Source organism: Pseudobacteroides cellulosolvens ATCC 35603 = DSM 2933 (genome assembly GCF_001262605.1).
GTDB classification, from domain to species: domain Bacteria; phylum Bacillota; class Clostridia; order Acetivibrionales; family DSM-2933; genus Pseudobacteroides; species Pseudobacteroides cellulosolvens.
In genome coordinates, this window is sequence record NZ_LGTC01000001.1 from 540280 (window position 1) to 555314 (window position 15035).

Genomic DNA, 15035 nt, shown 5'->3' on the forward strand with positions numbered 1-15035 from the left:
TAAAGTGTGAAAACAGTTTTTAGAAAATCAACTTCAATTCTATTAATTCTTGCTCTTGTACTAGGGCAAACAATAGTTTCCTGGTCCATTGACGATGCTGCCAATGTGCCGAAACAAATAACAATAAGTGCAACAACTATGCCTTCAAAAGTTTTAAATTTTACATGGACGGTAAAAGATACTAAACTTACAACAAAAAACGTTCTGCAGGTAATGGAAAAGTCACTATCTTCAGAATTTGATCCGATAAAAGCAGTAAAATTTCAGGCAACAGCAAGAAAAGGCTATAATATGCCTGGAAAACTGGTGATTAAAGCTACTGCAAAAAATCTTAAGCCTGATACCGAATATTTATACCGTGTTGGAAATGAAACAGCAAATGTTTGGAGTGAAGGCAGCTTTAAAACAATAGTTGATAGTTCAAAAGACAGTGAGATAAGTTTTGTATTTATTGCAGATCCCCAGATAGATGGAATTGACTCAAAGGCAGCATCAGTATCATTTGAAAAAGTATTTAACAAATATCCGGATTCAAGTTTTACATATGTAGCAGGAGATTTTACCGAGGAGGGGCCAAATGAAGTGCAGTGGGAAGGTTTATTCAATGGCGGAGGACTTTATCCAAACGCAGGACAAAAGCTTTTTGCAAATACAATAACAGTGGGAACCCAGGGTAACCATGATTGGGCAGGTCTTGACAATCACTTTTCATTTCCTGCTATAAACGGTCTTAGCAATGTATATTCATTTGATGCAGGTCCTGTACACTTTATTGTACTTAATACTAATTATTGTGATAATAATGTAAGTGCATTTCAAAAAGAGATGGAGTGGCTTGAACAGGATGTAAAAGGCACTCAAAAGCCGTGGAAAATTGTTTTGGCTCACAAACCGCCATATTCAGGTGGTTTAAACATCAACTATGAGCCTGATATGAAATTCTTAAGACAAAATTTGGTGCCTGTACTGACAAGATTAGGCATTGATGCTTTGCTTGGTGGGCATGATCATACATACTCCAGAGGATTTGTCGATTTGAAAGGATATAATGTAAAATCTTCAATGTTGGATAAGGAAACAGCTGTCCAACCCAAGACATTTGATAACAACGGCAAGGAGTATACGCCTGTTTTGTTTGTGGGGAATTGTACAAGCGGTGCTTCAAAATGGTATCCTGCAGGATATTATAATGCGGATCCTGATGATCCCATCGCAAAAAACTACGCTTTTCTTGAAAAAAGCTCAGCCGGATTTTCAAATAGATACCAGTACCAGGCATATACTAAAGTAAGTGTTTCAGACAATAAGTTGAGTTTTATTACAGAGATGTTCCATTATGATTTGAACACAGATAAAATAACAAAGGAACCTTTTGTATACGAAAAGTATTCAGTTGTAAAACGCAGTTCTTCTGCTTCACAAAATCCATCACCTATAATTACCTCTGCATCAACACCAACAAGGCCTCCTACCAAGACACCAACACCAACAAACACTCCTGCTATACCTACAGGTGATTTCAATAATGATGGCATTATCAATATGGCTGATGTAATCAATTTGGCACGTAGATTTAATAAAGTAAAAGGAGACCAGACATATAATCTGGCGTATGACTTGAAAAATGATGGTGTTATAAACATGGCAGATGTATTAATCATGGCTTCAAAATTTAATAAAACAATTTAATTTCAATCAGCCTAAAGGTATGCTGTACCCTACAAAAAACGCAAACCCCTAAATCATGTAAAAGTAGTGAGTTAGGGGTTTTTAATTTAAGATGTTTTTAACACATGCACTAAAGAATGTAATTCTTCATTGTTTTGAATTATAGTTTTTAATATCCGTACAATAACAAACATTTAAAGGGGCTGTATAATATTAACGTTTTATGTTACTTCACAATATTATGATATTAGTATGAAAGTAAGGGAGAATTCTCATAATGTGGTATACCGTACAGGAGGGAGACTCTTTATCCAAGATTGCAAGAAGATTTAATACAACAGTAGATGAAATAAAAAAGTTGAACAGTTTAACCAGCAATGATCTAAGTATCGGTCAAAAGCTTTTAATTAAGCCTGAGGCAGGAGACCAGCCATCAACTACAAGCCAAGGTCCTACTACATCACCAGGACCTTCACAGAGTACAATGCCACCAGCTCATGGAACAATAGAAAAAGCACAACATTTCGCCACTTTAACAGAAGAAAGAAAAGACTTGCCGGAAAAGGAATTAAAAATAATGATATATCATTTCCGGGCAGCTTATTTTTTTATGAGTAAAATGGCGTTAGATCTCCCAAGACAAGGAGAAAAAATGGCCTTATGTGCTTATGACCAGAATGGCAAGTGTATAAAACACGTACAAACGAGAGAAACACCATGCATAGTTATGCCACAGTATACAAACTGGGCTTTAATTGGGGACTATGCTATTGTTATTAATACTAATAACAATAAAATATCTTATGCAATAGTGGGAGATTGGGGACCTCAAAGAGTACCAGCGGATGAGACCATTTATATATCTCCATATAACTTAAGGGGAAGGCTTGGAGAAGGTTCATACGAATTAGGAAGGCGTCTTCAAATAAAAGATATAAATATTGGTGATGGAAGTAAGGCATTTCAACCTTCAGGTATCTTTTATGTGGTTATTCCTAACAGTGGAGAAGGGATGGGAACAATACCTTCCAATGAGGAAATTGATAAGAAGGGTGAGAAGCTGTTAAATAGGTTGGGCGGTATTAAGACAGTGAAGTATTTAATGAGCAAGTATTATAATATTAATATTCAAATATGAGAGGTGATAAAAATGTGGTATGTAGTACAGTGCTGTGATACTCTTTATTCTATAGCCTCAAGGTTTGGCATCGGCATAAGAGAATTGATGCAGGCCAATTGTATGAGAAACGGTAACATATTTATTGGAGATATTCTTTTTATCCCTCAAAATAGAGATGGGTTTGTTGCTTATACAGTAAGGCCGGGTGATAATTTAAGTTTGATTGCAGCTAGATTCAATACAGCATCTGAAAATATTATGTCGCTTAATAAACTGCAAGGAACGATGTTATTTGTGGGGCAAAAATTACTTTTAAAGCCGGATGAAAGCGATGTTCCGAATAGATATACATCAGCAGACATAAAGTATGCAGTAGAAAAACTTGATTTTGTATATGATGTAGGTCTTAGAAAAAACATAGATGTCTTGGATGTTCCAGGTAAAAGAAATGTTATTTTTTATATAAGCAAGATAAATGTTAGTGCAGATGGAGCTTTCAAGGCCTATCACGAAGATAATGAATTAGGCCTTAATTTTTTAGCAGTAGCAGGACACCCGGGCAATTGGTGGAGTCTTGTTACAGATCCAAATACGGGTGAACCGATTAAGCAGGGACCTGATGATCCTGCACCTGGATATTATATTTCACAAACTTACCTTTCCGATTGTAATCTAGATGAAACTGACCCATATAGGTATGTTAACTCCATAGAAATCCCGTATATCTTGATACCAAGGAAAAAGAGGCCTCAATGGGGGATTGAATTGGGGGATTTAGCGGCAGTATATAACATTAAAAATAGAAAACTAGCTTTTGCAGAAGTTGCTGATGAAGGACCGGACGATGAACTTGGAATGGGCTCTATCAAACTGGCCGAAGAATTAGGAATAGACTCTGATCCAAAAAGCGGCGGAGTACCTGAGGGGGTAATGTACATCGTGTTTAGAAAAACCGGAAAAGGCCCATGTCACCCATGGAACCTTAAGGAAATCAAAAACTTAGGCAAAATGTATTTTGAAGAATGGGGTGGACAGAGACAGATAGATGCAATAAAAACTGTATCTCCTGAGCTCTTTGAATTAAAATATTCTACATGGGATTAAGGTATAATTACCAAGTTTATGGAAACAGAGACTATTTAAGTCTATTAATATATAAATAAATGCCATAGTACAGTGTTAATCTGCATTATGGCATTTATGATTGTTTGTGTTTCCTAACCGATTACGTATCGATCCAGCGTTGCTGTACCATAGTATTGGGTTATCTGCAACAATTGCTCCACCTGGGTCTTTATAAGTCTCAATTATCCCTATTTTATTGCCGTTAAAAGGTTTCTTGTTTCCAACCAATTCTTTTATTAGAGTATATACCTGGTCTAAGTTGGATATCCAGTCAGCTTGTTTTACTTTTGAACTTTGAGGATTATAATCATCCTGTATATTATCAGTTAGGGAATATGTTTTAAGTGTTTAGGCTTGTTTTATAAAAATTTTGTTAGATTCTTCTCTGGTTTTGGTATAAAGCTTATCAAGTATGAAAGTATAAAAATACATGCTAAAAATGGATATTGAAGATGCAACAAAAAACCATCCCTCTTTGTATATTATTAAGTTGAATTTTGCTGCTATATAATGGCCTGCATAGAGCAAAAGTATTATTAAACCTTTCCAAAACCATTTGATTTTGGAAAAGTAGATTGTCATTATTGTGATGCCAACTATTAATAAATAAATTCCAGCAAGTACGGTAAAACTAACTTCCTTATCGGCCAGAAAATTTCCGCTGAGTTTGCGGATCCCGGTTAACCTTAGAACCCATATTATTGTATGCTGGTGTAAAGTTATGAGTCCTAAAAAAATGTATAGGTAGCGTAAAAAACGTCCGATATGATTTAAACTTCCGGCATATATTTTTTTTGCAACCCAAAACAACAAAAGAAGTCCCAAAAATGTCATCCATGTCTGGTACCAGTTATGTTCATATATACCTAATTTTATAAACAGCTCTTCAATTATACCGTAAACTGCTGCAAAGAAAAAATACCAGTAATATTTAAGGTTATAAACTGCAATTAATAAAGCAGTTGCAGATACAGAAAACTGTGAAAAAAGGTTTCCAGCTATGGAATCATCCGGCGGTGATTGGGGAATAAACAAGGGATGATATGCGTATGCCTTTAAAAGAGACAATACAACCATTTCAAAACAAAAGGTCAATGCACTTATTGTAAAATATAATCCAATTACAAGCTTTCGGGCTTTAGCTTTAAAAATGATAAATAATAATTCTATTATCGTCGAGATTCCAAGGAGTACGAACCAAATTGTATTACTCCAAAACTCAGGATTCATCAGCAGTTCCATCCTAATTTAAAAGTTCAATCAATTATTGTACAGATAATTAGTTTTAACAACAGAATAATTTATATACACTCCTTTTAAGGTCCTAGAACTTTATCAGTAAATTTATCAAGTAATTCTTTATCCAGGCCCGTATCATTTTCATTAATCACTTTCGACATCTCAACAATTTGTTTGAACCGGGAACTTAAAACCGGAAGATAGATGTCAATTTGCTTGAGCATATCCTTATAAGGGGCTAAGTATTGATATAACTTTTTAATAGATTGAATTTTATCAGGGTTATCCAAAAGTTCTTTGTATGCATGGTTTACTTGTTCCATAGCATCCTTATTAAAAGAGTCTTTGTCATGAAGGATTTGGTCAACATCATCCTTAAATTTCTGTTCATACTTATTTATTCGTTCTCCGTAGAGTTGATTGACAAAGTTATCAAATTCCTTACTATTTTCTATTTCATCAGCTGAGTCAAGTAGTTTAACTAGTTCATTCCAGGAGTTGATTTTTTCCAGACTGTCCAAGGGCTCATCCAGGAACTCTCCTATTTGTATATACATCAGCTTGCCAAAGGTTCCAGGAAAAATTCTCTCCAGTTCTCTTTGCATAAAACCTTTAAGTTCCATCTGATATGATGGTAGAGTTTCGTTGATAAATTTTAATTCCTCATAGATTGAATTTATAGTGCCGCTTTTTAACTTATCAACAAAGTTTACTAAAATTTCCCTGCTTTTTGTCATGGCATTGATTTTTGCTGACATAGCACTTATTTGGGATTTGAGGGCTGACTCAGCTTTTAGAGGATTATCCAGTATGTCACGGATGGCTTGAATTGAAATATCCAGCCTTCTAAGTGCACTTATTTGTACAAGTCTTTTAACATCATCATCTGAAAACTCTCTATAATTGTTATCAGGCATTTTTTCAGGCGTAATAAGGTTTTCAGCTTCATAATAATATATTGCCTTTTTAGTAAGGCCGGTTATTTTTACAACTTCATTTATTTTCACGTAGCATCTCCTCCTTAGCTTTACTATAAACTATCCTCCGGGGTAAGAGTCAATAGGGAATTGTTAATAAGTAAAATGGTTGGTATAATATGTAAAATGGTTTCTCAAAGGCTGGGCACCCAGTCACTATGAAACCAGGTACAGTGAAAAAGCTGCAAGAGAGTTTATTAACGGAGGTTTAATTATTCTATCGAAATTGATGGCAAAGAAGAAAAAAGCGAAAAACCCATACTAAATTAAGCTAAAAAAACAGTGACTGCCTTTTTATTGCAGTCACTGTAAAATTAATTTCTTAAACTTAAATATCTTATGGAGTAAACTCTTCAACTTTATTTAATACAGTAGTATTATTTATTCCACCTATAGCATAAATCTTCTGATTTACTGTTGATGTTGTAAGGCTTTCTCTAGCAGTGATCATGCTGGTCATTTCGGTCCATGCATTAGTTAACGGATTATATTCTTCAACTTTATTAATAGTACCCACACCAGGAGCAAATCCGCCAATTGCATATATTTTGCCATTTATTACTCCCGCAGAGAGTTCTCTTCTTACAGTTGGCATGGTTGCCTTTGCTGACCATGTGTTGGTTGCTGGGTTATACTCCTCTACAGTATTACAAGATATATTATTGCTTAATACTCCACCAATTACATATATTTTGCCATTTACAGTAACTGCTGCCATATCGCGTCTTGCAGTTGGCATACTTGCTTTTGTTGACCATGTGTTGGTAGTTGGGTTATATTCCTCAACAGTGCCAATAGTAGTGCCCCCAGAGTTTATTCCACCAATGGCATATAGCTTACCGTTAGCTTCAACTAATTCAAAACTGTGCCTTGCTGTAGGCATATTTGCTTTTGTTGTCCATGTATTGCTAGCAGGGTTGTACATTTCCATGCTGTTAAGGAAGCTGTTTCCAAAACCTCCTGCAACATATATATTACCCCACAATTCTGCTGCTCCCGCATCTTTCCTTGCAGTAATCAAATTAGCCTTAGTTGACCATATGTTTGTAGATGGATTATAAGTCTGTACAGTATTAGTCACTGCTAAAGTGCTGTCAATGCCTCCAATACTGTAAACAATGTTGTTTACTACTGCAGATGATTGGCTTGTCCTTGGTGACGGCATAGCGGTTTTAGATGTCCATGAACCCTGGAGTTTTACAGTGACAGAACCTTTATGTGGATTGAGGTCTTCCCCTGTAACAGTTACATACATGGTACCTGCTGTTGTAGGATTGATGCTGGCTGAAAATACCCCAGTGCTGTTGGTAAACCCTCTTGCATATACTTCATCACCTTTATAGAGACATACAAGTGCATTTGCTACACCAGTATTCACCTGGAATGTTTGCTGTCCAATATAAATAGAACTGGAATAAGTTGCGTTGATAGTAACAGGTGATTTTGTCCTCATCATCATCTCTGGATCACCGAAATAATGGTATGCATATATGTTGGACTGGGTATATACATCTCCACCAAAGTAAAGGTTCATATAGTATTTACCGAAATTCAATGCATTTGCAGGACGTTTGTTGTTTGAATAAGAACGATTGACATATGTCGAATCATAGGATGGCCAGAAACATGTGAAGATACCATTAGCCATTGAATCATTACGTGATGTATAGGTAGTTCTTGTAGCACCTATGCAACCAACACTTCCTCCGTTGCTTTTTTTCAAGAAAGCCTCGCAAAAGCTGTCGCCTCCAGTCCTTTGGAAGGATCCTGTTGAACAGTTAAGACTAAAGACTATGGGTTGTTTTGAACCATTTGTTAGAGCATTTATATTAGATACTGTATAATTGGGTATAGACCATGAGGTTTGACTACCATGATCTCTGTGTATTGCTATACTGACTCCACTATTGATTGCGGATGTGATGTTTGCAGTGGCGGTATCTTCAGTTGTAAATTTTTCTGTTATCCAAGAAGGTACAGGGTTGGTCACTGCAAAACGGTGTGGATATGTACTGCTGTTCCAGTTATAACTGGTGAAATTCCCTTCATTGCTCCAAGCATAATGTCCTGTTAATCCTACTGTATTGCTTAAGTAATTGGCAATATTGCTTGATGTTTCCAGATACCAATTGTCGGCAGTATTACTACTGGAATTTGTCTGAAAATAACTGGCTGTCAAAAAGTCGTCATACCAGGTGTCCGGTTGAGGAGACATATCGTATGAAAGGATTTTATCTACAACTGTGGTACACTCATCTTCAGTAGTAACCGGTAAACGTCCTATAGTCAAATCAGGGAAAAAGTCAGTTCCGTCTACACATGAATATCCGTGATCGGAATAACAGCTGTAATTGCTATAGTATTCAGCCGGAATATCCTGATGGTCGCCAACAAATAATACATATTCAGGCATAGGACTCCAAGTGTTAAAAGCGTTTTGGATATAGCTCTTAATGTCCGTTGTAGTGCTTCCAATTTCTGAAAGCTTTGTTACCTTGGTTTGAAAACCCTTGCGTTTTTTCCAGTCTGCCAGTGGCAGGGCTTCTTCATACAAGCTGTCCTTTACTATCATCAAGTATCTAGCACCGGTTACATTAGTTGCATCAAGATTTTGAGTTGTATCAACAGTTCCCACTTGTTGGTAATTGGAGATTATATTCTGTGATATACTGTCAAAATTGTTGCTGTAAGCCTTAGCTTTTTTTTCATTGTATTTTGATTTCTGCTCGTCTGTCAGTTTGGAAGATGTAATGCGGAATTTTATTGATGAAATGGCAGATACTTTCTTGTTGGATGGATTATAACTAAGTGGAAATACCTTTACTAATACAACCCTGGTTCCTCTAATGACACCTTCACTATCAATCAATACAGGATTTTGGGGGTATGATTTGGATTTTTTATAGCCATCTTGATTGATGTAAAATTCAGATTTTTCCGATTCTGTGGTAGTTTTTTGTTTGGGGTATATATTATATGATTTTCCCAGTACCTCTTCAGATTTATCAAGCACTTCCACAGATACAGGACCGGAACCTGGAACTTCCACGAAAAAGCCTTTAAAAGGAAGTTCGGGGTATCCATCTTTTTCTGCATATAAACCACAACCGGGGATAGTTAAGCTATCATACTGAACACCATTAACCTTGATTACTTGATGGTCCAAATCTGCAAAATCCAAAGTATATTCAATATTATTGTCTGATGATAAATCACTTAGTATGGGATTATTACTTACTATCGGTGCTCTTTGTCCTGATGAATTATCCCAAATATTAATCTTCTTCTCATTTGGATTTTTAGCAAATGCTGAAACTGATAGTCCACAAACCAGTACTGAAAAAGCTGTTACCATGGAAATACAACTTAATAATTTTTTCTTCATAGTAAATTCTCCTTTTTACTTGTTTTTCTTCTGCTGCAGTTTAACTTCTTATTAATTGCATAATTCACTTCTACTGCTTCAATACTGCCTAATAGTTTAAATGTTACTGCCTATATAAGTAATATCACCCCCCATCTCGGTTTGATTAATTAATAGTATACCATGGAAAATACAAAAAAAAATGCAAAATTATTGAAAAAATGATGAAAAAATGATGAAAATTGTTAAAAAAATAACGAATAAGGTTAAAAAACGAATTGAACTATATGTTTTTCAATAATCATTTTACATTTTTAATTATTGCAAAACATTTTTCTTGATTCATATGTTGGGAAAAATTCATTTTATAGCTGAAGTTATTCTTTGATCATGACTTAAAGTTAATAGGGAATTGTTAATTAGTAATATAGCTGATATAATTATCCATGGTTAACATCATATGAATTAAGGGAAAACATATAGAAATAGCAAATGGGAGACATTTTTATACTATGAATAAAAGTTTTGAGAAAGTCATTCTCAATAGAACCAAATCGAGAGAATTATATAAAATTGAAGAAATACAGGACCTTTGGGGAGGATATGGGAAAATACTGCGTTACGGACTTAATGGTTCAGATTTAAACAGAGTAGTGGTTAAAAACGTATGCCTGCCTAAAAATCCTAAGCAATCACGAGGCGGAAATATATCTTATGAGAGAAAACTGAAATCTTATAAAGTAGAAATGGCTTTTTATGAAAATTGGAGCGGAAAATGCGGAAATAATTGCAGAGTGCCAAAGTGGTATGCATTTGAATGGCAAAACGATGAGTTTATAATGGTACTTGAAGACCTTGACGAGGCTGGATTTAAAGGGAGAAGACGAAGTGTTGCATGGAACGATATTAAGGTATGCTTAAAATGGCTTGCTCATTTTCATGCAGCTTTTATGGGTGAAAAACCGGAAAATATATGGACTCAGGGAACTTACTGGCATTTGGATACCCGCCCTGATGAATTGAAAGCTTTAAATGATATATCTCTAAAGAATGCAGCTAAGGCAATAGACAGAAAGCTTAATAACTGCCGTTTTAAAACCTTTGTGCATGGTGATGCAAAGCTTCAAAACTTCTGTTTTTCCGAAGATGGAGAAAGTGTGGCAGCGGTGGACTTCCAATATGTCGGCGGCGGCTGTGGAATGAAGGATATTGCGTATTTTGTAGACAGCTGTCTTTATGAGGATGAGTGTGAAAGCTGGGAAAATGATATTTTAGAATTTTATTTTAAGGAATTGAAAGAAGCATTAGAATTGACACAAAATGATATTGATTTTGATGCTTTGGAAAAAGAATGGCGTGAATTATACCATGTAGCATGGACAGACTTTTATAGATTTCTTAAAGGCTGGGCTCCCGGACATTATGAAACCAGGTACAGTGAAAAAATTGCACGTAAAGTCATTAGCGGAGGTTTAATATGAAACGAATTTTAACCATTGAAATGGTTTTGTATTAAAACTGCATCTCCTGTTTATTGGAATTGTGATAAAAATAAAATTCAAGTTTCCATATCATTTCCTTATTTCGCTAATAATAATTCATATGATATTGATCAACCTATACATTTATCTTCGTAATGTATTTTTTAAGTGATCTTTTTTAAGTATAAGCATAAAGAATGCTGTAATATATGTTTTCCGTTACATCCAAATAGTTGTTGACAGGGCTTCCATAAATTATTATAATAATTTATCAACAATTTAGGTGGTTGTGAGATGGGCGAGGGAACAAATAAGATAAATAATCAAATAAAAAGGCAGCTTGATATACTTATAGCTACAGCTTTTACTACATACAAGGAATGGGCTGCTTACAGAAGCCATATGGCAGTATCAATTCTGGTGGGACCGGTTTTTTTTCTTGTACAGGTATTTATCTGGAATGCCATTTATTCAACGCAAAGCACAGTAACAGGACTCACTTTAAACCAAATGCTTGTGTACTTCGGTATTGTATCGGTTATAAATTACCTTACATATGATTCGAGCGATATGGATCTGCAAATGCTCATAAGGACAGGGAAGTTCATAACGTTTATGTTAAGGCCGGTTTCTTACTTTTACTATGCAATGTGCCAGAAAATTGGGCATAGGGTTTTGGCTTTATGGGTGGAGTTTATACCTGTTTATCTGCTGTTTTTGTTCGTATTTAAAATAAATTTGGTGCCTGCCAACCTGTTTTGGGCACTGATCTCAATAACGTTGAGCTTTATCCTTGTTTTCCTTACGAATTATTGTATCGGAATAACAGGATTTTGGCTTACCAAAACAGAAGGCTTAAGAAGAGCCTTTCAGGTTCTAAGGGATGTATGTGCGGGAACTTTGGTACCGCTGACACTTTTTCCGGATCTGATGCAAAAGATATTGTTCTTCATGCCTTTCCAGTTTATAACTTATGTTCCCATAAGAGTTTTTATCGGTTCATACGAGCTTGCGGGGATAAAGATGTCAATTCCTGAAATAGTAGGGCTGCAGGCTGTGTTTGTGGTTATAATGTTTTTTATCTATAGACTTTTATGGCATCTGGGTACTAAAAGATTCACGGGGGTGGGAGCATGATAAATGCAATGTATGTACACCTACAGGGTATTAAGACAGCTCTTGCAGTAAGAATGGCATACCGTGCCGATTTTTTTATCAGTATATTAATCATGCTTTTAGTTGAGGCATTAGTGCCTTTTGTAACTTATCTCATATATAAAAACGGTGCATCACTGCCTGGCTGGAGCATGTACGAGGTGCTGCTTATCCAGGGAATATTCCTTTTGTCGAGGGGAATTTCTTTTCCCTTTTTCTTCGGTATAGTGTGGAATACAATCCAAAGGGTGCAAGAAGGTACTTTTGACCTTCTTCTTATAAAACCAAGGTCTGTTCTTCATATGCTTATTGTGACAGGCTTTGACTCAGAGGACCTTGGCAAGCTATTGGGGGGAGTAATTCTTTTTACTGCTTCACTTTTTAATGTTCCTTTTCCAGGTTTAATTCTCTGGTTGAAGTTCCTGGTACTATTTATTATGTCTTTGGTTGTAATGTTCGGATTTGGACTTATATTATCGGGTTTGGGAATTGTATGGATAGGTAACTTCAGGGTTTACGAGATATTTTTCTCCATAGCCAATTTTGGAATGTATCCGGCCAATATTTTTTCCAAGTTTCTACAGACATTTATTACCTCAATAATACCTGTGGCAATGCTGGGGTTTATACCGGCCTCGGTACTGTTGGGCAAACCAGCTGAGGGAACATTATATGCTGTTATCGCAAGCTTCGTTTTTTTATTTGCCAGCCTTTTATTTTGGAAGGGAATGCTAAAAAGATATACTAGTGCAGGTGGTTGAATATGATAATTAATGTTGAAAATCTAACTAAGACATTTGAATCCTATGAACGGGGAAATTCTTTTAAAGAAGCTTTCAAGAGCCTCTTTGTGAGAAAAACAAAAGTAGTTGAAGCTTTAAAAGGAATATCCTTTAGTATTAAAAAGGGCGAACTGGTAGGATTCTTAGGCCCTAATGGTGCAGGGAAATCCACGACGCTGAAAGTTTTGACGGGAATTCTTTTTCCTACAGACGGGAAAGTTGATATTATGGGGTATACACCATGGAAGGACCGGAAAAAATATGTAGCCCATATCGGTGCGGTATTTGGACAGAAATCACAGCTTTTGTGGGATATACCTCCCCTTGATGCATTTAATCTTAACAAGGCTATATACTCCATTCCAGATAGTGAGTTTAATAAAAAACTCAACTATATGGTAGAAATGTTAAGTTTGCAGGATCTTGTTAAAAAGCCTACCAGGCTTTTGTCATTGGGGGAAAGAATGAAGTGTGAATTCATAATGGCAATGCTCCATAATCCTGAGATCGTATTCCTTGACGAACCCACAATAGGGCTTGATGTTATTGCAAAGGATAAAATACGGGAGTTCATTATTGAAATGAATAAACAGGGAGTAACCTTTATACTTACAACCCATGATCTTGAAGATGTAGAAAGGCTTGCCGAAAGGGTCATTGTGATAAATCACGGTGAAATGGTGTTTGACAATTCAATTGATGCCTTAAAAGGTCATCTCGGAACGAAAAAGATGGTATCGATAACAACCCATGGCCCGTTACCATTACTGGATATGCCTGGTGTGCTGGTTAAGAACAAACTATCGGAATATAATGTGGAGTTGGAGCTTGATGTTAGTGTAATGGATCTAAATAAGTTTATTGACTATATAAACAGGAACAGCACTCTAAGTGACATGTCTTTGCAGGAGCTTCCCATTGAAGAGGTTATAAAGGATCTTTATACTTAAGGTGTTTTAAAATGTGAAGTATAGCATTTCCCAGCATAGCTTTCACGTGGAGAAAGGTCGTGCAGTACCAATTATAGTAGCTCTGGCATCTGCATAACGGTCGAGTTTACAATTATGCTCAAAAGTTTAAACTCTTTGTTTAAACCCAAGGCAAAATATGATATAGTTTTTCTAGAGAGCTAATGGGATTGAGGTACGATAAAGGGGGTAAAGACCTTGTATATGAGAGTTAATTTTATTAGAAAAGCAATTTTATTTATTATTCTTTCAGTTTTTTTGTCGAGTTTTACAATAAGTTCTCTTGCTGAATCTATAACCGTAACAAACCCTATAGTAAAGCAGAGGGCAGACCCTTGGGTTTACAAGCATACCGACGGTTACTACCATATGACTGCATCAGTTCCGGAGTATGACAGAATCGAATTAAGAAGGGCAACAACAATCCAGGGCCTATCGACAGCTGCCCCTACAATAATATGGAAGAGACATTCCAGCGGAATTATGGGGGACATATCTGGGCACCTGAAATTCATTTTATAAATGGTAAATGGTATATTTATTTTTCAGCGGGAACATCCGAAAACAAATTTGCTATTCGTTTGTACATATTGGAATGCTCCGCAGAAAATCCCGTTTCAGGACAGTGGGTTGAGAAAGGGCAATTGAAGACTGGGTGGGAGTCCTTTACACTTGATGCTACTTCATTTGAACACAATGGTACAAGATATCTTGTTTGGGCTCAATCACAATCGGGCATAAACAGCAACAGTAATCTTTATATTGCAAAAATGAACGGGCCTCTTGCAATAACAGGCAATCCTGTTATGATTACAACACCTCAGTACTCATGGGAAAAGATAGGGTATTCGGTTAATGAGGGACCGGCAGTAATAAAGAAAAACGGAAAGATCTTTCTTACATATTCCGCTAGTGCCACTGATTTTAATTATTGCATTGGAATGTTGACTGCATCTGCATCAAGTGATTTGTTAAATCCGGCTTCCTGGAGCAAATCGCCCAACCCTGTATTTAAAACTAATGAAGCAAACAGCCAGTATGGTCCAGGGCATAATTGCTTTACAACATCTCAGGATGGAACTGTTGATATAATGATTTATCATTCACGAAATTATAAAAATATTACTGGTGATCCTTTATATGATCCAAACCGGCA

10 protein-coding genes and 1 pseudogene are annotated in these 15035 nt (G+C 36.0%); 8 read left to right on the forward strand and 3 right to left on the reverse strand.

Annotation, left to right across the window (positions count from 1 at the left end):
• Nucleotides 1–6 precede the first annotated feature (6 nt).
• The 3 genes from Bccel_RS02385 to Bccel_RS02395 all read left to right on the forward strand — a co-directional run bounded on the left by Bccel_RS02385 (nucleotide 7) and on the right by Bccel_RS02395 (nucleotide 3892).
• On the forward strand, nucleotides 7–1689 hold the full coding sequence (locus Bccel_RS02385) for a metallophosphoesterase (protein WP_036946550.1): 1683 nt from the start codon (nucleotides 7–9) through the stop codon (nucleotides 1687–1689).
• 256 nt (nucleotides 1690–1945) lie between these two features.
• Complete coding sequence (locus Bccel_RS02390) at nucleotides 1946–2806, forward strand: LysM peptidoglycan-binding domain-containing protein (RefSeq protein WP_036946553.1); 861 nt, start codon at nucleotides 1946–1948, stop codon at nucleotides 2804–2806.
• Between the two features lie 12 nt (nucleotides 2807–2818).
• Nucleotides 2819–3892, forward strand: coding sequence for a LysM peptidoglycan-binding domain-containing protein (locus Bccel_RS02395; RefSeq protein ID WP_050753015.1), 1074 nt, complete (start codon nucleotides 2819–2821; stop codon nucleotides 3890–3892).
• Nucleotides 3893–4261: 369 nt separating this feature from the next.
• Here Bccel_RS02395 and Bccel_RS02400 read toward each other — a convergent pair whose 3' ends face one another.
• The 3 genes from Bccel_RS02400 to Bccel_RS02410 form a co-directional block, all read right to left on the reverse strand.
• Nucleotides 4262–5143, reverse strand: a complete 882-nt coding sequence (locus Bccel_RS02400) for a hypothetical protein (protein ID WP_201781940.1) — start codon at nucleotides 5141–5143, stop codon at nucleotides 4262–4264.
• Nucleotides 5144–5229: 86 nt separating this feature from the next.
• A complete protein-coding gene (locus Bccel_RS02405) occupies nucleotides 5230–6159 on the reverse strand; it encodes a MerR family transcriptional regulator (RefSeq protein ID WP_036946556.1) in 930 nt (309 codons plus the stop codon).
• Between the two features lie 307 nt (nucleotides 6160–6466).
• Nucleotides 6467–9514 (reverse strand): C25 family cysteine peptidase, encoded by a 3048-nt coding sequence (locus Bccel_RS02410; protein WP_050753016.1) that lies wholly within the window; start codon nucleotides 9512–9514, stop codon nucleotides 6467–6469.
• A 491-nt stretch (nucleotides 9515–10005) separates the two neighbouring features.
• On the opposite strand from Bccel_RS02410, the gene Bccel_RS02415 reads away from it, so the two are divergent.
• From Bccel_RS02415 to Bccel_RS32435, 5 genes and pseudogenes are all read left to right on the forward strand, one after another.
• A complete protein-coding gene (locus Bccel_RS02415) occupies nucleotides 10006–10974 on the forward strand; it encodes a phosphotransferase (RefSeq protein WP_036946559.1) in 969 nt (322 codons plus the stop codon).
• 294 nt (nucleotides 10975–11268) lie between these two features.
• Nucleotides 11269–12111, forward strand: coding sequence for an ABC transporter permease (locus Bccel_RS02420; RefSeq protein ID WP_036946562.1), 843 nt, complete (start codon nucleotides 11269–11271; stop codon nucleotides 12109–12111).
• Nucleotides 12108–12890: an ABC transporter permease gene (locus Bccel_RS02425; RefSeq protein ID WP_036946566.1), complete on the forward strand. Its 783-nt coding sequence runs from the start codon at nucleotides 12108–12110 to the stop codon at nucleotides 12888–12890. The genes Bccel_RS02420 and Bccel_RS02425 overlap by 4 nt, the downstream gene beginning before the upstream one ends.
• A gap of 2 nt (nucleotides 12891–12892) precedes the next feature.
• Nucleotides 12893–13861, forward strand: coding sequence for an ABC transporter ATP-binding protein (locus Bccel_RS02430; RefSeq protein WP_036946569.1), 969 nt, complete (start codon nucleotides 12893–12895; stop codon nucleotides 13859–13861).
• A 222-nt stretch (nucleotides 13862–14083) separates the two neighbouring features.
• Nucleotides 14084–15018, forward strand: a pseudogene (locus tag Bccel_RS32435) (glycoside hydrolase family 43 protein); the annotation flags it as partial.
• Nucleotides 15019–15035 lie beyond the last annotated feature (17 nt).